Genomic DNA, 23,804 nt, shown 5'->3' on the forward strand with positions numbered 1-23,804 from the left:
TCCAAAGGGTTGGATGCTCTATACGAAGGTAAGTGGTGCGCCAGTTCGGATCTCGACAGCCCGGCGCGATCACGGATACGGCTGGCCGCAAATGCGCGCCGCACGTCGATGTCTCGATTGTTGTGCGCGCCCAAGGACCGGTTCTTCGACGTGGGATGGCCTCAAGCTTCGCCGCCATGGAGCTGGGCGCGAAAGGCGCGCGGCGACAGGCCGGTGGCCGCGGCATAGACGCGGCTGAAATAGGCGGGATCCTCGAAGCCGAGCGCGTAGGCGATCGTCGAGACCGGCAAATTGGTGTAGACGAGGTTGCGACGCGCCTCGCGGATCAGCCGGTTGAGGATCAGGTGCGAGGCGGTGTCGCCGGTCGCCGCCCGCGTCAGCCGGTTGAGATGGGTCGGCGTGATCGACAGCGCGCCTGCATAGTCCGCAACGCTCCAGCGTTCCAGATGATGCTGTTCCAGCAGCGCCTCGAAGCGGCGGAACAGCCCGCTTTCCGCGGTACCGTTCCCGCCGCTCTCGCTGGTGAGCGCGCGGGCCACCAGCCCGATCATGGCCGCCGACAGTGCACGCAGCACGTGCGCGCGGCCGAAATCGCGCGCGGCGTGCTCGGCGAAGATCTGCTTCATGGTGGTGCGGATCTGCGGCGTGCCGCGCACCACGGCCGATCGCGACAGGGCGCCGCGCAGTCCTTCCGAGGCAAGCAGTGCCTCGTCCAGAATTTCCGCGGCGATGGTCAGCACCCAGCCCTGGGTATCGGGCTCGAAGCGGAAGCCGTGGACATGGCCGACCGGCACGTTGACGACCTGCATCGGCCGGAGCGGCACCGCGCGCCCGTCGAGCGTCGCCTCGCCGCCGCCGCGCTCGATCAGCAGCACCTGGTGCAGCCGGGCATGGCGATGCACGGCCAGCGTCCAGTCGTGCAGCACCGAGCGCGACGCGATCGTCTCGCAATGCACGACGTCGGGCAGATCGCCGGACTCGCCGAAGAGGTTGTAGACCCGGATTGCCGGGGCTGAGGCTGCGGTTCTCATGTTCGAATAGTACAAGACAAAGACAAAACCCTCCATCGGTTTGCGGCGCCACATCTGCAAAAAACGCAGCGACGGGAGGACGTAAAAATGAAAGTTCAGGTCTGCATCATCGGCGGTGGGCCGTCCGGGCTGCTGTTGTCCCAGCTTCTGCACCTGAAGGGCATCGATACGGTCGTGCTGGAGAAATACAGCCGCGACCACGTGCTCGCTCGCATCCGTGCCGGCGTGCTCGAGCACGGCTTCGCCAGGTTGATGCGCGAAGCGCAGTGCGGCGAGCGGATGGACCGCGAGGGCGAGATCCACAACGGTTTCGAGATCGCGCATGACGGCGTGCTCTCCCATATTGACCTGCACAAGCATTCCGGCGGCAATTCGGTGCTGGTCTACGGCCAGACCGAGCTGACCCGCGACCTCTACGAGGCGCGCGATCGCCTCGGCGGCAAGGTCGTGCACAACGCCGAGGACGTGACGCCACACGATCTGACGTCGGACCGGCCCTACGTGACCTATCGATCGAACGACGAGATCGTCCGCATCGATTGCGATTACGTCGTTGGCGCCGACGGCTTTCACGGCGTCAGCCGCAGGTCCATCCCGAAGGACGTGCTGCGCGAATACGAGAAGGTCTATCCGTTCGGCTGGCTCGGCGTGCTGTCGCGCACGAAACCGGTGTCGCCCGAGCTGATCTATGTGAAGCATGACCGCGGCTTCGCGCTCTGCTCGCTGCGCTCACAAGTGCTGAGCCGCTACTACGTCCAGGTGCCGTTGACCGACAAGGTGGAGGACTGGAGCGACGATGCGTTCTGGACTGAGCTGAAGCGCCGCCTGCCGGACGAGGTCGCCGGCCGCCTGATCACCGGGCCCTCGATCGAGAAGAGCATCGCGCCCTTGCGCAGCTTCGTCGCTGAGCCGATGAGCTACGGCCGCCTGTTCCTCGCCGGCGATGCCGCCCACATCGTGCCGCCGACCGGCGCGCGCGGGCTCAACAGCGCGGCGTCCGACATCTACTATCTCTACCACGCCATGCTTGCGCACTATCAGCACGGCGACGATTCCGGCCTTGCGGGCTATTCCGCCAAGGCACTTGCGCGGATATGGAAAGCGCAGCGCTTTTCGTGGTGGATGACGATGCTGCTGCATCGCTTTCCCGACCGTTCCGAATACGAGGACCGGCTTCAGCAGACGGAGCTCGAGTACCTGCTCTCGTCCGAGACCGCGCAGCGGTTGCTCGCGGAGAACTATGTGGGGCTGCCGTTTTAGCGGCGGTTTGTGATCGCTCAGCTGAGATTGCCGCCCCAAAGGGGAGCTCTCCTCGCGGCACGAGGCGAGTTCGCCCGTCAGGCCGGTTCCCTTTCAATAAGTGGTGACGGACGCCGAAATGCTCTGTTGCCTTGTGCGATAGTTCCTACCTCCTCAAGTGAACAGGAGGGCGCAGCGATGACGAACACAGCGCTTGTGGTGGGCGCCAGCGGTATTGTCGGCAGCAATCTCGCCCGCCATCTCAGCGATCGCGGCTGGCAGGTGCTTGGGCTCGCAAGGCGCCCACCAAGCGGCCTCGATGGTGTTCGTCCCATCGCGGCCGATCTGCAGGATCCGGCCTTGCTTCGCGACATCTTGGCGAGCCTTCGTCCCACTCACGTGTTTCTCGCCACATGGCTACGTCAGCCGACCGAGGCGGAAAATATCCGCGTTAACGCTGCGATGGTGCGCAACGTGTTGGGGGCACTTTCCGGCGCAGATACGCTTTCTCATGTCGCGCTGGTCACCGGGCTAAAGCATTACCTGGGACCGTTCGAGTCCTACGGTAAAGGCAGGCTGCCCGCGACGCCATTCCGCGAGGAGCAACCGCGGCTCGATGTCGAGAACTTCTACTACGCTCAGGAGGACGAACTATTCGATGCAGCCAGGCGCGGTGGTTTCAGCTGGAGCATTCACCGCCCGCACACGATCATCGGTTATGCGATAGGCAACGCCATGAACATGGGAACGACGCTTGCCGTCTACGCGACGATCTGTCGAGAAACGGGGCGGCCATTTCTCTTTCCAGGCTCGGCGATGCAATGGACCGGCCTGACGGATATGACGGATGCCAGATTGCTGGCGCGGCACCTCGAATGGGCCGCGACGACGACGGCCGCGCGAAACCAGGCATTCAACGTCGTAAATGGCGATGTCTTCCGATGGAGCTGGATGTGGGCGCGACTGGCCGGCTGGTTCGGATTGCAGCCTGCCCCCTTTCCAGAGGAAATTTCGCCGCTTGAGCGTCAGCTTGCCGATTCAGGTCGTATATGGGCTGATATCGCGCTCAAGTATGATCTCGCCGAAAGAGACCTCTCCGTCCTTTCGTCGGCATGGCACACCGATGCCGACTTGGGCCGACCTATCGAAGTCGTCACCGATATGAGCAAGAGCCGTAAGCTCGGTTTCCTTGAATATCAGGCGACGGACGACAGTTTTTTCGATCTCTTCGGCAGGTTGCGTGCCGCGAACGTCATTCCTTGAGCCTTCCGACGAAGAGTAAACAACCGCTACTTTCCTTCCAGCGTATTGACCGGCGTCCACTCTGGCGATGGTGGATTTGCGGCGAGGGCTTTCGCGCGCATGGCGAACAGCGCCGACGCCGGGTCGATCTTCGCGGCGCCGTCGAACGCCTCGGCCGCCTTCGCAAACTCCCTTGCCCGCCAGCACGCCAGCCCCTCCGCATACGCTGTGGCCACCTTCGTCTGCGCCGCGCTCTCCGCGCCCTTGTCCGCCAGCGGCTCGAACACCTTGATGGCCTCGCCGCGGCCGAGCACCCTGATCGCATCGAGCTCGCGCCAGGCGAAGGTGTCGCCGGTCTGCGCCATCGTCGTTTCCGAGGCCATGATGGCGGTGCCGTAATATTTGTTGGCGCCCTCGAGGCGCGAGGCGACGTTCACGGTGTCGCTCATCACGGTGTAGTTGAAGCGGCGGCGCGAGCCGATATTGCCGACCACGGCTTCGCCGCTGTTGAGCCCGATGCGGTGCGACAGGCCGTGGCCTGCGAAGGCGGGATTGCTGGCGTTCAATTCCGCGAGCTTATCGTGGCACTTCAGCGCGGCGTGAACCGCGTTGCGCGCGTGGGCGGGATCGTCGGCCGGCGCGCCGAACATCGCGACGATGGAATCGCCGATATATTTGTCGACATAGCCGCCATGGTTTTCGATGATGTCGGTCATGGCCGAGAGATACTCATTCATCAGCGTGACCAGCTCGCCCGGCGTCATCGTCTCGGCGATCGAGGAGAAGCCGCTGAGGTCGGAGAAGAACATGGTGACGTTGCGCATCTCGCCGCCGAGCGCGGGCATCTTGCCGGAGGCAACCATGGTGTTGATCACTTCGGGCGCGAGATAGAAGGCAAAGCTCTGGCGCAGGAAGCGCTCGTCGCGATCGGCCAGCACGAAGCGGTAGCCGATCATCATCGCGAGCGCGGCGAGACTTGCGAGCGCAGGCTCGGTCAGCGGCAGCGCCAGCGCGTGCACGAACGCGGTGACGGCCGCGGCAGTGTAGACGGCAGTGAGGCCGAGCCAGGCGATCAACGCGCCGCCGGGCGCGAGCATGGAGGCCGCGCAGGCGATGATCGCCGCGAACAGGATCGTGAGAACGGTCCGCATGGGAAAGCCGAGCTCGGTCACGGCGTCGCGCTCGATCAGGTTTCGCACAACGGTGGCATGCACGAACACGCCGGCGATATCGCTCCGGGCCTTCTGCGTGGTGTTCGTCGGGACGGGCAGGGCGCATCGCTGCGCTGGCGATCCGTCATACCCGCCGGACAGCCGCATCGAGGTGAGCTTGCGGTCATCGAAATTGAGCACGGTGCCGAGCAACACGACCTTGCCGGCGAAGGCGCGGCGGAAGAAATCGCGGTCGCCCTTCTCGACGCAGGCGCGCAGGTCGGCGAAGGAATAGGCCGGGACGTCACGGCCCATGCCGCGGTAGTTCAGCGTCAAGGTGTTGGGGACCGCACTCGGGATCGTGTAGCCGGACAGCTCCGTCACACCGGTTGGTCCGGTCTCGGGCTTTGCGCCGAGCGCACGCGCGGCGAGCTCGACCGCCATCGCGGGGGCCGGTTTGCCGTCGATCGTGAAGCTCAGCGGCATCCGCCGGATCACGTCGTCGGTATCGATATGGACGTTGAGGGCGCGGATATTGCTCTTCACCGCCAGCTGCTGCGCGCGGTCGGGCCTCTCCGGGTGGTCGTTGCTGAGGATCTCGCCAAGCACCAGCTTGCCGCTGTCGGAGAGCTGCCGCAGCGCGATCAGGTAGTCCCGGTCAAATCCTCTGATGCGGCTGCCGAACGACGTATCGCCGAAGGGAATCTCCGACTGTTCGATCGAGCTCATGAAGATGACGTCGAAGCCGATCACCTTGGCGCCACCGTCGGTGATGCCAGTGAGCACACGGCCGATCTCGCGTGTCCAGGTCTGCGTCGGCGATCCCTTGAAGGGGGGTGTGTCGTAGGTCTCGCCGTCGATGGCCACGACGACGACCGGCGAATCGGCGGGATCGCGGCGATCGCCGACAAGCTTCCAGCGCAGCGCCGTGAGGATATCGAGCGAGAGACCTTGCAGCGTCTGAAGCGGCGGGGACGTGAAGACTGCGCCCGCAACGAGCGCAATCAGGATCGCCGCAACGATGTCCCGTCCCCCGAGCCGCCGCATCGCCCCGTCGCAGACCGCCTATTCGAGCCGCAGCAGGCGGCCGACGATCGGCGTCGGCGATGACGTGGCGCTGGCATCGACCTGGAAGGCGTAGCGCTTGGCGCCGAGGATGGCGAGATAGCTGCCGCCCGGGGTCAGTGTCTTTCCGGTCTTGGCAAAGTCGTAGAACTTGCCACCGACCATGATCTCGCTCTTGAGCGGCACGCTGATCGTGGGCTCCTTGCCGTCGGTGCGTTCGATCACCAGCGTGCTGCCGCTCTTGGCCTGTACCAGCGGGGCGACGCCATAGAGCGTCGGCAGCTTGGCCGGCGGCGCTCCCTTCGCGTCCGATCGCATGGTGCGGAAGGTCGTTGCGGCGCTCTGGTTCGCCTCGCGCTCGGACAGTTTTGCCGCATTGGTATCGCAGGGCACCTTCTCGCGCTTGACCTCGCCGAGCTGCACGGTGCTCTGCTCGGCACCGACCAGGACGACGCCTTCGCTGATGGTCTCGCGCTGGCACGATTTGAGGTAGCTGAGCGTGACGCTGGCTTTGGGCCCGAGCTTGATGATCTTGCCGGGCGCCACATAGTCCATGAACGCGATGCCATCGACCTTGCCCTGGACGTCTTCGACGATCGCGGCCGGGGTCTCCGCCAAAGCGGGGGCCGCAAGACAGAACGCGCCGACACCAGCGCCGATCAGGCTTCTCATGGGAATTCTCATCCAATTCGACCGATAAATCGCCGGTCCCCGTCCTGGTTCGATGCTTAGCAGCGGAACGCCCAGGCAAGTGTGACCGGAATCACTCTTTATTATTTGTGGCACTCTAGCAGGAACAGGTTCAACCCGGCGACCGGAGAAAACGGAGCGGCGGCAAGCTGTTGGCCGGATGGCTAACGTCAGGCAGCCGGGACGGGCTCAGGCAACCGGTCCTCGACGGCACGGCTCTCTGCCGCACTCTCTATAATAGGCGCGAGAGGCGCTTCGGTCTTCTGATACGGCGTCGCCTGTTGACCGGCGGCGATTTCCACGACCGCGTCCCAGCGCGACAGGAAGGCCTCGACGCAGGCCGGGTCGAACTGCCGGCCCTGGTGCTCGACCAGATAGTTGCGCGCCACGTCGAGCGGCATCGGCTCCTTATATGGCCGGCGCGTCGTCAGGGCATCGAAGACGTCGGCGACCGCGACGACGCGCGCGGCGACCGGGATCTCGTCTTCCCGAAGGCCGTTCGGATAGCCCGCGCCGTCCCAGCGCTCGTGATGTCCTGCGGCAATTTGCGCACCGAGCTGGATCAGCTCGCAGCTGGAGTCCGCCAGGATCTTTTCGCCGATCGTCGCATGGGTGCGGATCACCGCCATCTCATCGTCGGTGAGCCTGCCGGGCTTGAGGAGGATGTGGTCGGGGATGGCGACCTTGCCGACGTCGTGCAGGGGCGCGGCCAGATAGATGTCGCGGCAGAGCCGGGGCGGCAGACCGAGCTGCTCGGCGATGATGCGGCTGTAGCGGGCGACCCGCAGCGTGTGCTCGCCGGTATCGTTGTCGCGGTATTCGACCGCGAGCGCGAGCCGCAGGATGATCTCCTCCTCGCGCTCGCCGAGCTTCTGGGTCGCGGCCGCGACCGCGCTCGCCAGATCGGCGGCACGGTCGTTCTGCTTGCGCACGGCTGCACCAAGGCGCACCAAATTGCGCAGGCGCACCGTCATCTCGACGCTCTGTGGCTGTTTCGGTAAGAAATCGGTTGCACCAACCTGCAGCGCTTCCATCTTGACGTCATCGGTCTGTCGCGACGTGATCATCGCGATCGGGATGTCGGCGCAGCCGGGCAGGGTGCGGAAGGCGCGGATGAAGCTGATGCCGTCCATATGCGGCATCTCGTAATCGACCAGCACGAGGTCGAAGACACGCTCGCGTGCGCAAGCCAGCGCCTCGACGGGATCGAGGAAAGTCGTGGCCTCGACCAGGCCTTCGGCTTCGATATGACGTTTCAGGAAATTGAGGACAGAGCGGCTGTCGTCAACGAGAAGCGCTTGGGTCAGCATCGGCGGCCGGTCTCGTTCGGATGCGAGGCGTGACCTTCACGAATAGTCTTTGCGATTTAACGCGGAGCAAACGCCCGGGCTGCGGCGAACTGACTCAAGACTGCGCACGACGCATGAGAATTGAGCGAACCATGCACGTCTGCATGCATACGCGAAGTTCTTCGGTTTGTGACCCGTAGTTGTACGGTGATGCCCATTAGGGGTTTGCACACTCTCCCAAGCGAATAGTCGTCGCGCGAGATTCGCGTCATGCGTGCAGCGAATCCCGAGGAAATCTGGGGGACGAATGCCGTCTGATGTCAGTGAGCCGAAGTGGTCCCTACGGCTGCCTGCAGATTGCAGCATCGCTGCGATCCGCAGTGTCTATGACCTGATCCGCGAAGCTTTCGGCCGGCAGGACCGGCTCGAGATCGATTGTTCGAGCGTCGACAAGGCCGACGTAACCTCGATCCAGCTTCTGCTGTCGACCGCCAAGACGGGCGAGGCCCAGGGCCGCCCGGTGGTGCTCACATCATTCTCCCAGTCTCTGCGCAACACCCTTCGCCGCGCCGGCTTCGCCAGTGATGCGATGATCGATCAGCACTTCCCGCAAAAGAAAGATGGCACCTGATGGCCACGATTCTCACGGTCGACGATTCCCCCAGCATCCGTCAGATGATCAAGGTCGTGCTCGAGCCGGCCGGTCACAACGTGATCGAGGCCGGCGACGGCGCGCAAGGGCTCGCCAAGGCGCAGGCCGGCAAGCTCGACCTCGTCATCACCGACCTCAACATGCCCGTCATGAACGGGCTGGAGCTGATCCGGGCGCTGCGCAAGCTGCCGAGCGCGGTCGGCATGCCCATCGTGTTCCTGACCACCGAATCCAACGACACGGTGAAGCAGGAAGCCAAGAGCGCCGGCGCCACCGGCTGGATCACCAAGCCGTTCAAGCCCGAACAGTTGCTCGCCGTCGTCGGCAAGCTGGTGCGTGCATGAGTGCGATGGACCCGACCGAGGTCTTTCGCCAGGAAGCCAGCGAGCTGTTCGAGGTCCTGGAAGGAGCCCTGCTCGATCTCGGCCAGCGTCCCGACGACCGCGAGCTGGTCGATTCCGCCTTCCGCGCCCTGCATACGATCAAGGGCTCGGGCGCCATGTTCGGCTTCGACAAGGTCGCCTCCTTCACCCACGAATTCGAGACCGCGTTCGACCGCGTCCGCAAGGGCGAGATCAAGCCGACGCAGGAGCTGATCTCGGTCGCGCTTGCAGCCAAGGACTATATCCGCGCGCTGATCGAGGATCCGCAGTCGACCGACGACATCATCGGCGAGGCCATCCTCGACGACCTCAAGCGCTTCGTGTTTTCCGACCAGCCAGCCGCTCTCGTCGCCGAAATCGCCGAAGCGCCGCCGCTGGCCCCCGGCGAGAGCAAGCAGGCCGGCTGGCACCTGTATCTGGAATTTGAATCCCACATCCTGCGCAACGGCTCGAACCCGCTCGATCTGCTGGAAGACCTTTGCAAGCTCGGCCCGTGCTTCGTCGTGCCCGTGACCGACGGCATCCCGTTCCTCGACGAGATGGAGCCGGAAGACTGCTATCTGAAGTGGGACGTCAAGCTGCACGCCGCCTGCGACAAGGACGCGATCGACGACGTCTTCATGTTCGTCCAGGACGAGATGAAGCTGACGCTCTCGCCGCTTGAGCAGGTCGAAGCGCCCGCGCCGCTGCCGCTGTTCCAGCTGCTCGACGAGGAGCCGGCTCCCGTGGCCGAGGTGGTTGCGCCGGTCGAGGTTGCTGCCGCGCCCGTCGTCAAGGCAGAGCCGAAGCCGGAAGCCAAGCCTGAATCGAAGTCTGAACCGAAACCCGAGGCCAAGCGTGACGATCGCGGCATCGCCACCGTCCGCGTCCAGGCCGAGCGTCTCGACGAGTTGATGGACCGGGTCGGCGAGCTCGTCATCGCCCAGGCGCGGCTGACGCAGCTCGCCTCGTCCGGCTCGGATCTCTCGATCAAGATGATCGCCGAGGAAATCGAGCGCCTCGCCTCCTCCTTGCGCGACACCACGATGGGCGCGCGCATGGTACCGATCGGCTCGCTGTTCGGCCGCTTCCGCCGCCTGGTGCACGATTTGTCGCGCGACCTGTCGAAGCCGGTCGAATTCGTCACCACGGGCGAGGACACCGAGCTCGACAAGACCATGATCGAGTGCCTGGCCGATCCGCTGGTTCACCTGATCCGCAACGCCATCGACCATGGGATCGAGGACACCGCGACCCGCTCCGCCAACGGCAAGACGGAGCAGGGCCGGATCGAGCTCGCGGCCGTTCACTCCGGTGCGCAGGTACTCGTCACCGTGAAGGACAATGGCGGCGGCCTCAACACCGCGCGCATCCGCGCGAAAGCGGAAGAGCAGGGGCTGATCGCCTCCGGCGCCGTGCTGACCGATCACGAGATCCACCAGTTCCTGTTCCACCCGGGCTTCTCGACCGCGCAGACCATCTCGGCGCTGTCGGGCCGCGGCGTCGGCATGGACGTAGTCAAGCGCACCATCGAGAACATGCGCGGCACGATCGACCTGTCGACCCGGCCGGGCCAGGGCACCACGGTGACGCTGCGTCTGCCGCTGACGCTTGCGATCATCGAGGGTCTTTTGATCCGTGTCGGCGAAGGCCGCTACATCATTCCGCTGTCGGCGGTGGAGGAATGCGTCGAGCTGACGGCCGAGGACGAGCGCTCCCGCGGCCGCAACTTCCTCAACGTGCGCGGCAACCTCGTGCCGTTCCTGCGCTTGCGCGAGATCATGACCGCATCGGGCGCGCCTGACCGGCACCAGAAGACGATCATCATCTCGACCGGCGAAACCCGCGTCGGCCTGGTCGCCGACCAGATTATCGGCAACCACCAGACAGTGATCAAGTCGCTCTCCAAGCTGCACTCCGACGTCACGATCTTCTCGGGCGCGACCATTCTGGGCGACGGTACGGCGGCGCTGATCCTCGATGTCGCTCAGCTCGTCGCGATGGCGCAGTCGAAGGTCGAGAAGCAGCACATCAGCGAGGCGGCGTGATGAACGAGGCGCATACGGGCGAACATCGGGTCGACGCGATGCAGGTCGTGATGATCGGCCTCGGCGAGGAGAAGTTCGCGCTCGATGCCGGCCTCGTGCGCGAGATCATCGATCCCGTGCCGGTGACCAAGGTGGCGGGTGCGCGGGCCTTCGTTCCGAGCGTCATCAACGTGCGCGGCAACGTCATTCCGCTCGCTGACCTGCGCATCCGCTTCGGCATGCCGCAGCTCGACGACTCCGCCGACACGCGCATCGTCGTCATCGAGATCGAACTGGACGGCGAGCCGGTGCTGGTCGGCGTCACCGCCGACAAGGTCTACGAGGTCACGGAGATATCGCAGACCGACGTGCAGCAGACGCCGCGCGTCGGCATGCACTGGAAGCCGGAATTCATCCGTTTCATCGCCAAGTGGCGAGAAGAGTTTGTCATCGTTCCCAACATGGAACGCATCCTGAATTGAAATGAGGTCTCGGGCGAGACTGGGGTAGGGGCTGGAAATGAGATTCACGGTCAAGGCAAAGCTTGCCATCGCGTTCGGTGTGGTCCTGTTGCTGTCGATGGCGGCGGGCGGCCTCGCTTATGTGAAACTGAGCGAGATGATCGACACCGCCGACAGTCTGGTGTCGCGTGCCAACCGAATGGACCGTGCGGCGGAGATCGAGAAGGGTATCCTGCTTCAGGTTCGCGCCGAGAAGAACCTCATTCTCGCGCCTGAAGGCGAGGCGGATCGTTTCATCGCCGAAATCGCCAAGCAGCGCGAGACCCTCTCGAAGTTGAAGGAAGAGATCCAGGCCGCGGCTTCCCCCGAAGGCAAGAAACTCGTGGAGAATTTCGGCGTCGCCTATGCGCGGATGAACGCCGTTCAGGACGACGCCCTCAAGACCGTCCGGACCGACAAGGCGAAAGCCGCCGAACGCTCCATGACCGAGGTCCGCAAGGCGGTCGCCGAGGCCATGGAAGCCGCCAACGTCTACGTCACCAACGTCAAGAAGAACATGGCCGCTCAGGCGGCCCAGGCTCACGAGGACGGCAACCGGGCCCAGCTCCTGCTGATCTCGGCCGTGCTGGCTTCGCTTGTCATCGGCCTGATCGCCGCGATCTGGATTTCCTTGAGCATCTCCCGCGGTCTCGGCCGCGCCGTCGGGCTCGCCGGCGCGGTTGCCGATGGCGATCTCAGCCAGTCGATCAAGGTCACAAGCAACGACGAGATCGGCGATCTCGTTACCTCGCTGAACTCCATGGTCGAGAAGCTCAAGCAGATCGTCGCCGAAGCGCTCACCGCGGCGCAGAACGTCTCCGCCGGCAGCCAGGAGCTCTCCGCCAGCGCCGAGCAGCTGTCGCAGGGCGCGACCGAGCAGGCCTCGTCCGCCGAGGAAGCCTCGTCCTCGATGGAAGAGATGGCCTCGAACGTGAAGCAGAATGCCGACAACGCCAACCAGACCGAGAAGATCGCGGCGCAGTCGGCCAAGGACGCGGAAGCCAGCGGCGTCGCAGTGGGGCGTGCCGTCAATGCAATGCAGACCATCGCCGAGAAGATCACGATCGTGCAGGAGATCGCGCGCCAGACCGACCTGCTTGCCCTCAACGCCGCGGTCGAGGCCGCGCGCGCCGGTGAGCACGGCAAGGGCTTTGCGGTGGTCGCGTCCGAAGTCCGCAAGCTCGCCGAACGCAGCCAGGCGGCGGCGGCCGACATCGGCACGCTGTCGACGGAAACCGTGAAGGTCGCGCGGGAAGCCGGCGACATGCTGTCGAAGCTCGTCCCCGACATCAAGAAGACCGCCGAGCTGGTCCAGGAGATCACGGCGGCCTGCCGCGAGCAGGACGTCGGCTCGGCCCAGATCAACCAGGCGATCCAGCAGCTCGACAAGGTCGGCCAGCAGAACGCCAGCGCTTCCGAACAGGTCTCCTCGACCTCAGAGGAGCTCGCCTCGCAGGCCGAGCAGCTTCAGTCGACGATCTCGTTCTTCCGCATCGAGCATGCCGGCCGCGGCGAGGCTGCCGCGCCCGCGCCGATCGACCGTGCGGTCACCCAGCTCCGCGCCAAGGCCGCGCACATGGCGGCAGCGGACCGCGGCGTCAAGAAGCCCGCGCCCGCCCGCAAGCCGGCGCGCGCGATGAAGGTCGCCAATGGCGGCGGCTTCGCCTTCGACATGCATGACGGCGAAGACGACCGCGACGCCGAGTTTCAGCGCTGACCGCAACTTGAAATCAATCTGACTCTGGACCGTACCATGGCCGCAACCTCGCAATATCTGACGCTCGGGCTCGCCGGCGAGACGTTCGGCATCAGCATCCGCAACGTCCGGGAAATTCTCGACATGCGGCCGATCTCACGACTGCCGCATGCGCCGAATTTCCTGCTCGGCATGATCGACGTGCGCGGCAGCGGGTATCCCATCGTCGACCTCCGCACCAAGCTCGGCCTGCCGGCCGTGGAAGCGACCGAAGCGACCCGCATCATCATCCTCGACGTGCCGATGAAGGACCATCTGGTCGGCGTCGGCTTCGTCGCCGATTGCGTGTTCGAGGTCACCGATATCGACGAGGAGGCGATCGAGCCCATCCCCGAGGTCGGCGGCAAATGGCAATCCGACTATGCTGCCGGGATCGGCCGCAAGGGCGAGAAATTCGTCGTCATCTTCGATCTCGCCAAGCTGATGGCGAACGACGAGATCCCGGAAGGGCGCGATACCTCTCGCGCCGCCTGAATTTGCAAGCGTGAAGCGTGGTCAAGCGTAAGCACCCCAATTCGAACCAACGAGACTGACATGAGATTCACCGTCAAAGCCAAGCTTGCCAGCGCCTTCGGCGTCGTCATCCTGCTGTCCATGATCGCCGGCGCGGTCGGCTATATGAAGCTGGCGGACATGGTCGGCACCACCGAGCTTCTGGTCAGCCGTGCGGGCCGGATGGAAAAGGCCGCGGAGCTGAAGGAAGGCATCCTGTTCCTCGTGCGCGCGGAGAAGAACTCGATACTCGCAGCGTCCGATGCAGAACACGAGCAGTTCCAGGCCGACCTCATCAAGAACCGCGACGCGATCACCAAGTCGAAGGACGAGATCTACGCGGCTGCCAGCGAAAGCGGCAAGAAGCTGATGGAGAATTTCAACGTCGCTTTCGCCAAGCTCAACGCCTATCAGGACGAGACGGTCCGGCTCGCGAAGACCGACAAGCCGAAGGCCCTGGACCGCTCCATGCATGACGGCCGCAAGGTCGTTGCGGACGCGATCGAAGCGGCCGACGGTTACATCAAGAACGTCAAGAAGAACATGGCTGAACAGGCCGAGCAGTCCAAGCAGGACGGTGCGCGCGCCGAGATGCTGCTGATGAGCCTGGTCATTGCCTCGCTCTTGATCGCCGCGGTCGCGGCGACCTGGATCGCGCTGAACATCAGCCGTGCGCTGGCGCAGGCGGTGGGCCTCGCTGATGCGGTGGCGATCGGCGATCTCAGCCACAAGATCGAGTCCTCCAGCAATGACGAGATCGGAGATCTCATCAAGTCGCTGAACGCGATGACGGTCAACCTCAACGCGACGGCGGCGCTCGCCAACCAGATCGCGCAGGGCGATCTCATGGTCGAGGCCAAACCGCTGTCGGACAAGGATACGCTCGGCCTCGCGCTCGAGCGCATGGTGGAGAAGCTCCGCCAGATCGTGTCGGAAGCCCTGACCGCGGCGCAGAACGTCTCCGCCGGCAGCCAGGAGCTCTCCGCCAGCGCCGAGCAGCTGTCGCAGGGCGCGACCGAGCAGGCCTCGTCCGCCGAGGAAGCTTCGTCTTCGATGGAAGAGATGGCCTCGAACGTGAAGCAGAACGCCGACAACGCCAACCAGACCGAGAAGATCGCCGCGCAGTCCGCCAAGGACGCCGAGGCCAGCGGCGCCGCGGTCGGCCGCGCCGTCAACGCGATGCAGACCATCGCCGAGAAGATCACGATCGTGCAGGAGATCGCGCGCCAGACCGACCTGCTCGCGCTCAACGCCGCGGTCGAGGCCGCGCGCGCCGGAGAGCACGGCAAGGGCTTTGCCGTGGTTGCGTCCGAAGTGCGCAAGCTCGCCGAACGCAGCCAGGCGGCCGCCGCCGAGATCGGTACGCTCTCGACTGAAACCGTCAAGGTCGCGCAGGAGGCCGGCAATATGCTCTCCAAGCTCGTCCCTGATATCAAGAGGACGGCAGAGCTCGTCGAGGAAATTACCGCCGCCTGCCGCGAGCAGGACGTCGGCTCGGCCCAGATCAACCAGGCGATCCAGCAGCTCGACAAGGTCGGCCAGCAGAACGCCAGCGCGTCCGAACAGGTCTCCTCGACCTCGGAGGAGCTCGCCTCGCAGGCCGAGCAGCTTCAGTCGACGATCGCCTATTTCCGCATCGAGCAGGGACGCAGCCAGGCCGCCGCGCCGATCGACCGGGCGGTGAATCAGCTCCGCGCCAAGGCGGCGACAATGGCGGCCGTCGAGCGTCCGGCCAAGAAGCCGCAGGCGAGGCCGGCACGCGCGGTGAAGGCTGCCGGTGGCGGCGGCTTCGCCTTCGACATGAACGACGGCGAGGACGATCGGGACGCCGATTTCCAGCGCTGAGAGCCGTCAAGAGGTCGGCCCATCCTTCACCGGTGGGCCGATCCGCTGTCAGTGATCGTGTAAACGCGTGGGATTCAAGATGGCCCGTTCGGCCCGACATTCAGTGCAGGCAGCCATCGCGGATCGGGGCATTCAGCCATGATGCCCGCCGTGCAGGATACGGTCGTCCATCTGTCCGACCGCCACTTCCGGACCATCGCCGAACTGATCGAGGGCCAGGTCGGCATCAAGCTGCCGCAGGGCAAGCGGTTGATGCTGGAGGGGCGGCTGCACAAGCGCTTGCGCGCGCTGAACTTCTCTGACCTCAACGAGTATGTCGACAACCTGTTCGAGGCCGATCATTTCGACACCGAGCTGACCCATCTCATCGATGTGGTGACGACCAACAAGACCGACTTCTTCCGGGAGCCCCAGCACTTCACCTTTATGAGGGACGTCGCGATCCCGGCCCTGCTCAAGTTGCACGGGCGGAAAAACGCGAACTTGAAGATCTGGAGTTCGGCGAGCTCCACCGGCATGGAAGCCTACACCACCGCCATGGTGCTGGACGACATGACGCGGAACGGCTCGCGGTTTCAGTACCGCATCCTCGGGACCGACATTTCGACCGCGGTGCTGCGCCTTGCCAAGGCCGCGATCTACACCCGCGACGTGCTCGCCCCGGTGCCGGAGCCCTTCCTGAAGCGATATTTCCTGTCGTCACGCGACAAGTCGCGCGGCGAGGTCCGGGTGGTGCCGGAATTGCGGCGCATGACGCATTTCATGAGGATGAACCTCATGGATAAGTCCTACCCCGTCGATCGCGACGTCGACATCATCTTCTGCCGCAACGTCCTGATCTATTTCGAGCGCGAGACCCAGCGCAAGGTGATCGAGCAATTGTGCAGCCATTTGCGGCCCGGCGGTTATCTTCTGGTCGGTCATTCGGAATCGATGATTCACAGTGCAGTGCCGGGTCTGAAGCAAGTTCAGCCAACCATTTTCAAGGTCTAGCCGGAGCGCAACCAGGATGCCGAGGGAGAAAGTTCGCGTACTGATCGTGGACGATTCGGCGTCGGTGCGCCAAATCCTGCAAACGATCCTCAACGACGACCCTGACATTGAGGTGATGGGGACGGCCTCCGATCCGTTCGTGGCGGCGCGCCGCCTCCAGAACGAAATCCCGGATGTCATGATCCTCGACCTGGAAATGCCGCGCATGGACGGCATGACCTTCCTGCGCAAGATCATGGCGCAGCGCCCGATCCCGGTGATCATCTGCTCCTCGCTCACCGAGGAAGGTTCCAACGTGATGTTCGAGGCGTTCGAGGCGGGCGCGGTCGACATCGTGCCGAAGCCGAAGATCGACACCCGGCAGGCGCTGCTCGAATGCTCGACGCGACTGCGCGAGGCCGTGAAATCGGCAGCGCGCGCGCGGGTGCGCCCGCGGGCGGAGCGCCGTACGATCGAGCGGAAGCTGACCGCCGACGCCATCATCCCGCCGCCGGTGCAGGGCAGGGTCAGGCCGACCACTGAACGCATCGTGTGCATCGGGGCATCGACCGGCGGGACCGAAGCGCTCAACGACGTCCTCGAGATGCTGCCGCCGCACTGTCCTCCCATCGTCATCGTCCAGCACATGCCGGCTGGTTTCACCGCGGCCTTCGCCAGGCGTCTCGACAGCGTCTGCCAGGTCCGCGTCAAGGAAGCTGAGGACGGCGAGCCGGTGCTGCCGGGCTGCGCCTATATCGCGCCGGGCGCCCGTCACATGCTGCTCCAGCGCATCGGCCTGCGCTACCAGATCGCGATCAAGGACGGCCCGCCGGTGTCGCGGCATCGCCCCTCGGTCGACGTGCTGTTTCGCTCCGCGGCCCAGCATGCCGGCGCCAATGCGCTCGGCGTGATCATGACGGGCATGGGCGACGACGGCGCGCGCGGCATGCTGGAGATGCGCAAGCTCGGCGCCTCGACACGCGCGCAGGACGAGGAGAGCTGCGTGGTGTTTGGCATGCCCAAGGAAGCCATCGCGCATGGCGGTGTCGAGAAGGTCGTCTCGCTGCATCATATCCCGCGCGAGATCATGCTCTGGTATCAGGCCGGACACGTAGCGGTGGCAGGTTGATTGCGATGTCCGCCATTCCGGCCAACACGCTCACCGAGGCGATCGTCGCGATCGAGGACGTCTCGTCGCGGATCGAGGACGTTTTCGCGCGGGTCGGTCACGAGCTCGGCCGTGGCCACCTCATCTTCAAGGAGCTGAACCAGGGCCTTGCGACGCTCTCGGAGGAACTCTCCGGCGCCGAGATCGAGGGCGCCGCCACCGCGCTACAGGAGATCGCCGCGCGGCTCAGCGAGCTGGCAGAGGCGCTGCCGGCCGAGAGCGCGCTGCTTGCGACCATCGGCACGAGCACGGCTGAGGCGTCCGCGCTGCTCAAGCCGCTGTTCAAGCACATCCAGATGATCACCATCATCGCGCGCAGCGCGCGGATCGAGGCGGCTTCGCTCGATGGCGACCGCGAGGGCTTTCTCGCCTTCACGCAGGAAGCTTATGATCTCGGCAAGGCCGTACAAGGTTCGATCGAGGGCTGTGCGCGGGACCAGCAGCGCCTGTCGGAAGCCGTCGCGACCGCGTCCGGCCGGCAGAGGGAATTCGAGAGCCGTTACCGGAATCAATTGGTGTCGGAGAGCGCCGAGCTCGGTGCAGCCTATTCCGGATTGCGCGGCCAGCGCCGCGACAGCAGCCAGCTCGCCGACCTCGCGAGCACCAGCACCAGGAAGATCGCCGAGGCGGTCGGCGGCGCGATCATTTCCCTGCAGGCCGGCGACAGCACGCGCCAGCGCCTCGAACATGTCTGTCATGGCCTCGGCCAGGCGTCGGAAGCTGCGCCGGGCCTCGTTCCCGAACGGGACGCGAGCGAGGACGGCGCGCGCGCGATCTGCCAGTTGCAGGCGGCCTTGCTCAGGGACGCCCAGCGCGAATTCGGCGGCGACATCGGCCAGATCGTTCGCGCGCTCAGCGCAATCCTGCACGATGCGGGCAACGTCGTCGGTCATGGCCGCACGCTGTTCGGCGGCGAGGATGGCGGCTCGTCATCGTTCCTGGCGCGCATCAAGCAGGCACTGGCGCATGCCTCGACCCTGATCGCCACCTGCGAGAGCGCCGGCCGCTCGGTCGACGAGGCGCTCGCCATCGTCGAGGACACGCTGGCAAAGTTTCGCCAGGCCATCGCAGGGCTCGCCGAGGCCACCGTCGACATCACCCTGATCGGAATGAATGCCGGCCTCAAGGCAAGCCATCTCGGCAGCCGCGGCAGCGCTTTCGTCGTGATCGCCAACGAGCTCAAGGCGACCGCCGACCAGGTTTCGGCGGGCGCGGGGCGCTTGCGGCCCGTGCTCGACGGCATCGAGCGCTCTGCGAACGAGCTGAAGGAGCTCCGCGTGCGGGGCGATCCCACGCAGCTCGCCGAGTTCGAGCCGCAGATCCTCCAGGCGCTGCGCGAGGTCGAGGTCGGCAACGAACGGCTCGGCAAGCTGATGAGCCGGCTCGTCGATGAAGGTGCGGAATTCGAAGGCCTGATGAATTCGGCGCAAGGTCTGATGAGCTCGCTGGGCGAGAGCTCCGCGGCCTTGCCTGCGGTTGCCGCGCGCCTCGAGACCGCGAGCGCGGGCGCGCAGCGGCCGCAGCCGGAGGCGCAGGATCAGGCGATGCTCGACGATCTCTTCGCGCGCTACACGATGGAGCGCGAGCGGGACGTTCACCGCGAATTCCTGCAGACGCTTGGCCTTGCGTCGATCGCCGCCACGCGCCGCGTCGAAGCGGTCGAGACCGCGGATGACGGCATAGAGTTGTTCTGACGTTCGCTGCCGGCGTCGCGCGTCGGCGGCAATTCGACGGATTGGGTTTTCGGAGCATTAACCTTGCCCGAAGGGCTGGCCATTAGGTCATTGTCGCGCCCCAGAGTTGGTCGCAAATACTGGTCGATCTTCACCTCGGAAAATTCCCCATGCTGAGAGACGGTAAATACGCTGCCTGGTTCAGGACCCCGCGAGGTCAGGGCACCGGCATCGTCGATCTGGCCGAGGGCCGGATCTCGGGCCGCGACAGCTTCTTTACTTATGGTGGTTCCTACCGGGTCGACGAGCAGCACTTCTCGGCCGTCCTGACCGTGAACCGGCATTCTGACGGCCCGCTGAGCGTGTTTGGGCCTGATGAGGTCGAGGTCAAACTCTCGGGTGTGTGCAACGGCCTGGTGGCGAGCTGTTCGGGAACGGCCAAGGAAGCACCCGACGTGAAGTTCGAGGCGACGCTGATCTACAGCCAGGAAGATGCGCCGGCAGCCGACGCCAAATGCGCGGTCGTGAAGCTCAACGCCGACAAGCTGCCCAAGGGCTTGGACAACCGTTCCCGGCCGCGTCATCCGTTCACGCCGCCCAAGGCGCCTGTGTCGTAGGGAGCGGGCTTTTAGTTTTGCATTGACGCTGTTGTCGCGAAAACACGGCGCGACTGTAGTGCGGCAACACTAGTTTTAGAGGTGAAATCTAGGTTGAGGCCCATAACAAAAGGCGGACAGGGACATGCCTCAGATCTGGATGACATATGACGAACTCGCGACCCTCAGCGGCTGCAGCGCTGCCGAGGCCAGGATGCAGGCGATGCATCTGTCGCTCGATCGCCGCAAGAGCCGCGACGGGAACACCCGCGTCAAGCTGAACCTCGCCCTGATGGCCCGGTTCTTCGAGACCGTTCGCGAAGCCGAATTCGACCTCGATGACGCGATCACGGCGCTGCGCGATGTCCATCGGCAGATGTCGGGGGTTCTTTCGACCAATCAGCCGAGCTTGCGGCGCGGAGTGGTGTAAGTTCGCGGCGCCGGCGGCCGCCTCAGGACGGCGGCCTCGGCAGGAAAGCCAGGATGGTCTGGGCCAGAAGGACGCCGACGGTGCCGCCGGCGGCCTTTTGCAGCACATCGATGAATCGTGGATCACGATCCGGCGTCACCGCCTGCAAGACCTCTAACCCGACTGCGACGGCGACCACGAACGCGCAAGCCAGCTTGACGCGCCCCGGTAGCAGGAAGGACAGCAGGAAGCCCAACAGACCGTAGGCGCTGAAGCGCTCAATCACGACGACCCAGTAGGCCTCCGCGTGGCCCATGAGTGCCGGCCGGCCCGCGAGCTTGGCCAGCGTCGCATAGACGATGAGCACGAGACAGATAACCGCGGCTGCGATGAGATGGTTGCGGCGCATTGCGCCAACATAGCCGGTCGACCGGCTGGCCGCTTTCGAAAGCCAAGAACATCGTTAAGGTTCACAAACCCTCGAGGGCATGAACCGAGGTTCACGGGCGAGTCGCGGAGCCGTGGCTACGGCCCATTCCGCATGCATTCAGTTGACGTCAAACGCGGCGGTGCAGTCGCGATCTCACGCGGACGGCGCTGAGTTGGCGAGGGCAGGCATTCATCTGCCAGTTCTTCGGCCTGGTGACCCAAAGCCGCACTGCCAAGAACAGAATGTTGATGCCGAACCAGATCGACATCACGATAAGGAAAGAGCTTGCCATGAGGGCTCCGCCTCCCGCTATTCTTTCGAAAACAATGCGGAGCGCGGCTGAGAGTTCCGTCGTCAGGGGAACGGGCAGGCGATCGCACCTGCCCAAATTCTCATCATCGACAAGCCAAGCCCCCGGTCAGGCTTGTAGCTACGTGCCCGACCGCATGACCAAGCCGTTCACAGGGACCGATGTTCAACGCCGATTGTAGGACCAGCCCTTGTCGACATTGGTCGGGTAGTGGGCTGCGAAGTACGGATTCTTGAGGCAGTTGCGCGCGGGATCGAAAATCCAGTCGGCGCATTCCCGGTAATTCAGGAATCGGCAATCGAAACCGAAGGCGCACCACGGCGCGCCGTTTGGAAATCCGAACCCCACGGGGACTTGCGCCGACGCTACTGAGGGCAGAGCCAGGAGCAGAGCTACGGCGAGCGCGCGGGACAACATGGTGCATTCCTCCAACAATCTATCAAACTGAGACCGAAGCCGGTTCGGCGACCGTTCTGCGCCGAAAAGGGACGATGTTCAATCTTCATCGTTGGATAGTCTAACATCCGGGCACGGAGAGATCGAGAGCGCTGAAAGCGATCGGCCCATGTCGATTGGCGGCTGCCATTGATCGATTGATGAGGCGGGCGCACCCGTCCATGACGTGTCGCGCGCGGCCGACGTTAGCCCTTCTTGGCGCCCTTGGATTTGAGCGACAGGCCGAGGCGCAAGGCCATACGCTTGATCGCATCGGGCGAGCGCCCGAGAAGTTTTGCTGCCTCTTCCAGCGAAGTCGAAGACTTGGCCAATTCCATCAGCCGGCGGTCTTCCTTGAACGACCAGGGCCTGCGCGCCATAACCGAAATCATCCTCTCGTCGACACAAAGACAAAGCCGCCAAGCGGACCCACGTTCGCTCGACGGCTTTGCTTGGGTGGGGCCGGGCCTGGGGGAGCCCGGTGAGAAGATGGATATGCGATCCGCTAAGGTTCGCAACAAACAACGCGGATTAAGCTAACTGCTCAACCTTACCGCGATGAAATCGGCGCGTTGCGCTCCGTATAACCACGGAGTTTCGCTAACCAAGATCGATCTGCACGCTGTGATGGTGGGGATTGAGGATGTTCTGCCACCACGTCCGGTTGTCGCTGAATCGGCGCACGATCTTCTCGTCTTGCGGCGTGGTGATAGTGAGGATGTTCCTGATGCCGGCGAGCGTCGGGATGGATCGCAGGCACGGGATCATCGGCTTGCCGAAGACAGGCAGGAGCTGCTTGGACTCCATGCTGGCGATAGAGGCGAGCAGGGAACTTGTTCCCTGCGCCCTCAATGTCCTCCAAGCTCAGGCCGGCAACCTCCACTTGACAATGGATGGCACGGCGTTTCGGCGTCAGCACTTGTGCGCGATTAGGAATTAGATGCTTCGAGATCACGACATTATTTGCTTCGAAATCACGACGTCGATTCGAGCGATCAACTTGAATTGAATCGGCGCCGGCTGGTCGCAACGGCTTCGAACGAGAAAAAATCCAATCGCGATGCATGCGGCAGCGGTTTGACGAGCAGTATTGTGCTTCTCTCGGTTGAGCCGTCACGAGATCGTCGAATTCGTTCGGCTATGGTGCGCGCGCACGACCAAATCAAAATCAACAAAATCAAGAAGACCGAGATGCTTCAAAAGGCGCGAGCGGCACTTCCTCTCACCAAGCTCAGAGAGCGGGCGTTTGAAGGCGCGTTCTTCAGCGTTGCGCTGATCGCGATGGCGGGCTGGGTGTATTTCATCACGCTGTTGCTGGTGCGATTGTTCCTCTGGTTTTTCGGTTGACGCACGAGCCGATCACTTCGCATGCAGGGTGCTGCCCAAAAAATCCCTGGCATGACGAGAAAATCAGCGGCGGTGATCATGATCTCGACACAACTCGAGGATGAGACTGCCAGTATCACTGGAACGAATTGCGAATGATGCTGCTCGCGATCCTGGTCTCGCTCCTCGCTGGCTTTGGCGCAGGCTATGCGACACGCGCACTGCGGCCTCGCGAGCGCGCGGAGCGTCATCCGTTCCACCGTCCCTACAGTCCCACCGCGTTCCGGCAGAACAGTTCATTGGCGAGGGCACGGCGTGCATTCTGAGGATTTACAACCGGTGTGCGGTTCTCGCGTTGCGGCTCGCATGGTGGCGGAGGGGAGTGAATCATGACGGGATTTCGGGGAGACGCCATGACGAGCCCGACGTACAACGCGCCACGGCGGTATTTCGTCGATGGGGGAGGTCGCCGTGTCCTGATCGGCCTGACGCCCGAGGAGACGTTCGAGTTCGAGCGGCTCGACAGCGAGCAGGCGCAGGTCGCGCCCGATGCCGGCGAGCGACGCAGGCTCGAGCTCTATGAGAAGCACGAGGGGGCCTGGAGGGCCTGGATGGCGCAAAGCCGCACCGAGCGGCGCGAAGGATTCAACCTTTATTAACCATCGCGGGCCCATTTTCTGGTCTGGCGCCTCGAACCGGAAAATGCACGCATGTTTCAGCTCTTCCTGCGGGCCCGCACCCATAACTTCCTGAAAGACCGTTTCGGCGGAGAGCAGGTGTTCCGCGCGCGCTCGCCCGAGCGCGACGCCGAAACCGATCGCACCCGCATCGAAGCCATCATGATTGCGATCGATGACGCCCTGCATGCGGCGGAGCGCGAGCAGTCAGGTCTCAACCGCCGGGTCGAGGACGTGCTGGCGCGCGCCGCCGTGACGATCGGCAACGGCGACGACGAATATCTCGAGCGCGAGGCGCTCGACAATCACCACCAGGATCTGTTCGACAAGGAAATCCTGAACGGCCAGCGCCGACTCAAGGAGCTCGGCGCCTCGATCGCCCATTTCAAGTTCCTGAAGGCGGCGATGCTGAGCCGTTTCCCGGACTACCGGCCTCCGGCGAGCCCCACCAACTGACGCTTGATACG

Annotated in this window: 25 protein-coding genes; 17 read left to right on the top strand and 8 right to left on the bottom strand. The window is 64.2% G+C overall.

Going from position 1 to position 23,804, the window contains the following annotated elements; all coding sequences use genetic code 11:
- Window positions 1-161: 161 nt before the first annotated feature.
- Window positions 162-1,067: a helix-turn-helix domain-containing protein gene (locus tag ACKWRH_RS09255; RefSeq protein WP_445220254.1), complete on the bottom strand. Its 906-nt coding sequence runs from the start codon at window positions 1,065-1,067 to the stop codon at window positions 162-164.
- Window positions 1,068-1,118: 51 nt separating this feature from the next.
- Here ACKWRH_RS09255 and pobA point away from each other — a divergent pair, with 51 nt between their 5' ends.
- Together pobA and ACKWRH_RS09265 are read left to right on the top strand one after the other, a co-directional pair.
- Window positions 1,119-2,291, top strand: coding sequence for a 4-hydroxybenzoate 3-monooxygenase (gene pobA, locus ACKWRH_RS09260; RefSeq protein ID WP_445220255.1), 1,173 nt, complete (start codon window positions 1,119-1,121; stop codon window positions 2,289-2,291).
- Window positions 2,292-2,468: 177 nt separating this feature from the next.
- The gene (locus ACKWRH_RS09265; protein WP_445220256.1) at window positions 2,469-3,533 is read left to right on the top strand and encodes an SDR family oxidoreductase; all 1,065 of its coding nucleotides are present in this window, start codon (window positions 2,469-2,471) and stop codon (window positions 3,531-3,533) included.
- Window positions 3,534-3,559: 26 nt separating this feature from the next.
- On the opposite strand, the gene ACKWRH_RS09270 is transcribed toward ACKWRH_RS09265, so the two are convergent.
- The 3 genes from ACKWRH_RS09270 to ACKWRH_RS09280 form a co-directional block, all read right to left on the bottom strand.
- Window positions 3,560-5,710 (bottom strand): CHASE2 domain-containing protein, encoded by a 2,151-nt coding sequence (locus ACKWRH_RS09270; RefSeq protein WP_445220257.1) that lies wholly within the window; start codon window positions 5,708-5,710, stop codon window positions 3,560-3,562.
- A gap of 18 nt (window positions 5,711-5,728) precedes the next feature.
- A complete protein-coding gene (locus ACKWRH_RS09275) occupies window positions 5,729-6,400 on the bottom strand; it encodes a hypothetical protein (RefSeq protein ID WP_445220258.1) in 672 nt (223 codons plus the stop codon).
- 188 nt (window positions 6,401-6,588) lie between these two features.
- Entirely contained in the window at window positions 6,589-7,728 is a 1,140-nt protein-coding gene (locus ACKWRH_RS09280) for a response regulator (protein WP_445220259.1), read from the bottom strand.
- 286 nt (window positions 7,729-8,014) lie between these two features.
- On the opposite strand from ACKWRH_RS09280, the gene ACKWRH_RS09285 reads away from it, so the two are divergent.
- The 12 genes from ACKWRH_RS09285 (at window position 8,015) to ACKWRH_RS09340 (ending at window position 20,180) form a co-directional block, all read left to right on the top strand.
- Complete coding sequence (locus ACKWRH_RS09285; protein WP_445220260.1) at window positions 8,015-8,338, top strand: STAS domain-containing protein; 324 nt, start codon at window positions 8,015-8,017, stop codon at window positions 8,336-8,338.
- Complete coding sequence (locus tag ACKWRH_RS09290) at window positions 8,338-8,703, top strand: response regulator (protein WP_008142319.1); 366 nt, start codon at window positions 8,338-8,340, stop codon at window positions 8,701-8,703. The genes ACKWRH_RS09285 and ACKWRH_RS09290 overlap by 1 nt, the downstream gene beginning before the upstream one ends.
- Window positions 8,700-10,769: a chemotaxis protein CheA gene (locus tag ACKWRH_RS09295; RefSeq protein ID WP_445220261.1), complete on the top strand. Its 2,070-nt coding sequence runs from the start codon at window positions 8,700-8,702 to the stop codon at window positions 10,767-10,769. Before ACKWRH_RS09290 ends, ACKWRH_RS09295 begins: the two co-directional genes overlap by 4 nt.
- Entirely contained in the window at window positions 10,769-11,230 is a 462-nt protein-coding gene (locus ACKWRH_RS09300; RefSeq protein WP_445220262.1) for a chemotaxis protein CheW, read from the top strand. The genes ACKWRH_RS09295 and ACKWRH_RS09300 overlap by 1 nt, the downstream gene beginning before the upstream one ends.
- Window positions 11,231-11,267: 37 nt before the next feature.
- On the top strand, window positions 11,268-12,965 hold the full coding sequence (locus ACKWRH_RS09305; protein ID WP_445220263.1) for a methyl-accepting chemotaxis protein: 1,698 nt from the start codon (window positions 11,268-11,270) through the stop codon (window positions 12,963-12,965).
- A 36-nt stretch (window positions 12,966-13,001) separates the two neighbouring features.
- On the top strand, window positions 13,002-13,478 hold the full coding sequence (locus tag ACKWRH_RS09310) for a chemotaxis protein CheW (RefSeq protein WP_445220264.1): 477 nt from the start codon (window positions 13,002-13,004) through the stop codon (window positions 13,476-13,478).
- 60 nt (window positions 13,479-13,538) lie between these two features.
- Complete coding sequence (locus ACKWRH_RS09315; protein WP_445220265.1) at window positions 13,539-15,341, top strand: methyl-accepting chemotaxis protein; 1,803 nt, start codon at window positions 13,539-13,541, stop codon at window positions 15,339-15,341.
- A 138-nt stretch (window positions 15,342-15,479) separates the two neighbouring features.
- Entirely contained in the window at window positions 15,480-16,334 is an 855-nt protein-coding gene (locus ACKWRH_RS09320; RefSeq protein WP_445220266.1) for a CheR family methyltransferase, read from the top strand.
- Between the two features lie 16 nt (window positions 16,335-16,350).
- Window positions 16,351-17,442, top strand: coding sequence for a protein-glutamate methylesterase/protein-glutamine glutaminase (locus tag ACKWRH_RS09325; RefSeq protein WP_445220267.1), 1,092 nt, complete (start codon window positions 16,351-16,353; stop codon window positions 17,440-17,442).
- Between the two features lie 5 nt (window positions 17,443-17,447).
- Entirely contained in the window at window positions 17,448-19,175 is a 1,728-nt protein-coding gene (locus ACKWRH_RS09330; protein ID WP_445220268.1) for a chemotaxis protein, read from the top strand.
- 149 nt (window positions 19,176-19,324) lie between these two features.
- Window positions 19,325-19,771, top strand: a complete 447-nt coding sequence (locus ACKWRH_RS09335; RefSeq protein WP_445220269.1) for a hypothetical protein — start codon at window positions 19,325-19,327, stop codon at window positions 19,769-19,771.
- 124 nt (window positions 19,772-19,895) lie between these two features.
- Entirely contained in the window at window positions 19,896-20,180 is a 285-nt protein-coding gene (locus tag ACKWRH_RS09340; protein WP_445220270.1) for a hypothetical protein, read from the top strand.
- 22 nt (window positions 20,181-20,202) lie between these two features.
- Here the strand turns inward: ACKWRH_RS09340 and ACKWRH_RS09345 are convergent, their stop codons facing one another.
- The 4 genes from ACKWRH_RS09345 to ACKWRH_RS09360 form a co-directional block, all read right to left on the bottom strand.
- Window positions 20,203-20,568 (bottom strand): VanZ family protein, encoded by a 366-nt coding sequence (locus tag ACKWRH_RS09345; protein ID WP_028150366.1) that lies wholly within the window; start codon window positions 20,566-20,568, stop codon window positions 20,203-20,205.
- A 496-nt stretch (window positions 20,569-21,064) separates the two neighbouring features.
- Window positions 21,065-21,316: a hypothetical protein gene (locus ACKWRH_RS09350; RefSeq protein ID WP_014497530.1), complete on the bottom strand. Its 252-nt coding sequence runs from the start codon at window positions 21,314-21,316 to the stop codon at window positions 21,065-21,067.
- 224 nt (window positions 21,317-21,540) lie between these two features.
- Window positions 21,541-21,714 (bottom strand): hypothetical protein, encoded by a 174-nt coding sequence (locus ACKWRH_RS09355; protein WP_166103634.1) that lies wholly within the window; start codon window positions 21,712-21,714, stop codon window positions 21,541-21,543.
- 220 nt (window positions 21,715-21,934) lie between these two features.
- A complete protein-coding gene (locus ACKWRH_RS09360; protein WP_445220271.1) occupies window positions 21,935-22,141 on the bottom strand; it encodes a hypothetical protein in 207 nt (68 codons plus the stop codon).
- Between the two features lie 156 nt (window positions 22,142-22,297).
- Here ACKWRH_RS09360 and ACKWRH_RS09365 point away from each other — a divergent pair, with 156 nt between their 5' ends.
- The 3 genes from ACKWRH_RS09365 (at window position 22,298) to ACKWRH_RS09375 (ending at window position 23,793) form a co-directional block, all read left to right on the top strand.
- A complete protein-coding gene (locus tag ACKWRH_RS09365) occupies window positions 22,298-22,681 on the top strand; it encodes a hypothetical protein (RefSeq protein ID WP_445220272.1) in 384 nt (127 codons plus the stop codon).
- Between the two features lie 392 nt (window positions 22,682-23,073).
- Window positions 23,074-23,319, top strand: a complete 246-nt coding sequence (locus ACKWRH_RS09370; RefSeq protein WP_039146277.1) for a hypothetical protein — start codon at window positions 23,074-23,076, stop codon at window positions 23,317-23,319.
- Between the two features lie 51 nt (window positions 23,320-23,370).
- Window positions 23,371-23,793, top strand: coding sequence for a hypothetical protein (locus ACKWRH_RS09375; RefSeq protein WP_028159056.1), 423 nt, complete (start codon window positions 23,371-23,373; stop codon window positions 23,791-23,793).
- Window positions 23,794-23,804 lie beyond the last annotated feature (11 nt).

Source organism: Bradyrhizobium sp. Pa8, from assembly GCF_052588265.1.

Coding starts and splice junctions, on each gene's coding strand:
- ACKWRH_RS09255 (WP_445220254.1), bottom strand. CDS start 1,067: ATGGAGGGTTTTGTCTTTGTCTTGTACTATTCGAACATGAGAACCGCA.
- pobA (WP_445220255.1), top strand. CDS start 1,119: ATGAAAGTTCAGGTCTGCATCATCGGCGGTGGGCCGTCCGGGCTGCTG.
- ACKWRH_RS09265 (WP_445220256.1), top strand. CDS start 2,469: ATGACGAACACAGCGCTTGTGGTGGGCGCCAGCGGTATTGTCGGCAGC.
- ACKWRH_RS09270 (WP_445220257.1), bottom strand. CDS start 5,710: ATGCGGCGGCTCGGGGGACGGGACATCGTTGCGGCGATCCTGATTGCG.
- ACKWRH_RS09275 (WP_445220258.1), bottom strand. CDS start 6,400: ATGAGAAGCCTGATCGGCGCTGGTGTCGGCGCGTTCTGTCTTGCGGCC.
- ACKWRH_RS09280 (WP_445220259.1), bottom strand. CDS start 7,728: ATGCTGACCCAAGCGCTTCTCGTTGACGACAGCCGCTCTGTCCTCAAT.
- ACKWRH_RS09285 (WP_445220260.1), top strand. CDS start 8,015: ATGCCGTCTGATGTCAGTGAGCCGAAGTGGTCCCTACGGCTGCCTGCA.
- ACKWRH_RS09290 (WP_008142319.1), top strand. CDS start 8,338: ATGGCCACGATTCTCACGGTCGACGATTCCCCCAGCATCCGTCAGATG.
- ACKWRH_RS09295 (WP_445220261.1), top strand. CDS start 8,700: ATGAGTGCGATGGACCCGACCGAGGTCTTTCGCCAGGAAGCCAGCGAG.
- ACKWRH_RS09300 (WP_445220262.1), top strand. CDS start 10,769: ATGAACGAGGCGCATACGGGCGAACATCGGGTCGACGCGATGCAGGTC.
- ACKWRH_RS09305 (WP_445220263.1), top strand. CDS start 11,268: ATGAGATTCACGGTCAAGGCAAAGCTTGCCATCGCGTTCGGTGTGGTC.
- ACKWRH_RS09310 (WP_445220264.1), top strand. CDS start 13,002: ATGGCCGCAACCTCGCAATATCTGACGCTCGGGCTCGCCGGCGAGACG.
- ACKWRH_RS09315 (WP_445220265.1), top strand. CDS start 13,539: ATGAGATTCACCGTCAAAGCCAAGCTTGCCAGCGCCTTCGGCGTCGTC.
- ACKWRH_RS09320 (WP_445220266.1), top strand. CDS start 15,480: ATGATGCCCGCCGTGCAGGATACGGTCGTCCATCTGTCCGACCGCCAC.
- ACKWRH_RS09325 (WP_445220267.1), top strand. CDS start 16,351: ATGCCGAGGGAGAAAGTTCGCGTACTGATCGTGGACGATTCGGCGTCG.
- ACKWRH_RS09330 (WP_445220268.1), top strand. CDS start 17,448: ATGTCCGCCATTCCGGCCAACACGCTCACCGAGGCGATCGTCGCGATC.
- ACKWRH_RS09335 (WP_445220269.1), top strand. CDS start 19,325: ATGCTGAGAGACGGTAAATACGCTGCCTGGTTCAGGACCCCGCGAGGT.
- ACKWRH_RS09340 (WP_445220270.1), top strand. CDS start 19,896: ATGCCTCAGATCTGGATGACATATGACGAACTCGCGACCCTCAGCGGC.
- ACKWRH_RS09345 (WP_028150366.1), bottom strand. CDS start 20,568: ATGCGCCGCAACCATCTCATCGCAGCCGCGGTTATCTGTCTCGTGCTC.
- ACKWRH_RS09350 (WP_014497530.1), bottom strand. CDS start 21,316: ATGTTGTCCCGCGCGCTCGCCGTAGCTCTGCTCCTGGCTCTGCCCTCA.
- ACKWRH_RS09355 (WP_166103634.1), bottom strand. CDS start 21,714: ATGGCGCGCAGGCCCTGGTCGTTCAAGGAAGACCGCCGGCTGATGGAA.
- ACKWRH_RS09360 (WP_445220271.1), bottom strand. CDS start 22,141: ATGGAGTCCAAGCAGCTCCTGCCTGTCTTCGGCAAGCCGATGATCCCG.
- ACKWRH_RS09370 (WP_039146277.1), top strand. CDS start 23,074: ATGACGAGCCCGACGTACAACGCGCCACGGCGGTATTTCGTCGATGGG.
- ACKWRH_RS09375 (WP_028159056.1), top strand. CDS start 23,371: ATGTTTCAGCTCTTCCTGCGGGCCCGCACCCATAACTTCCTGAAAGAC.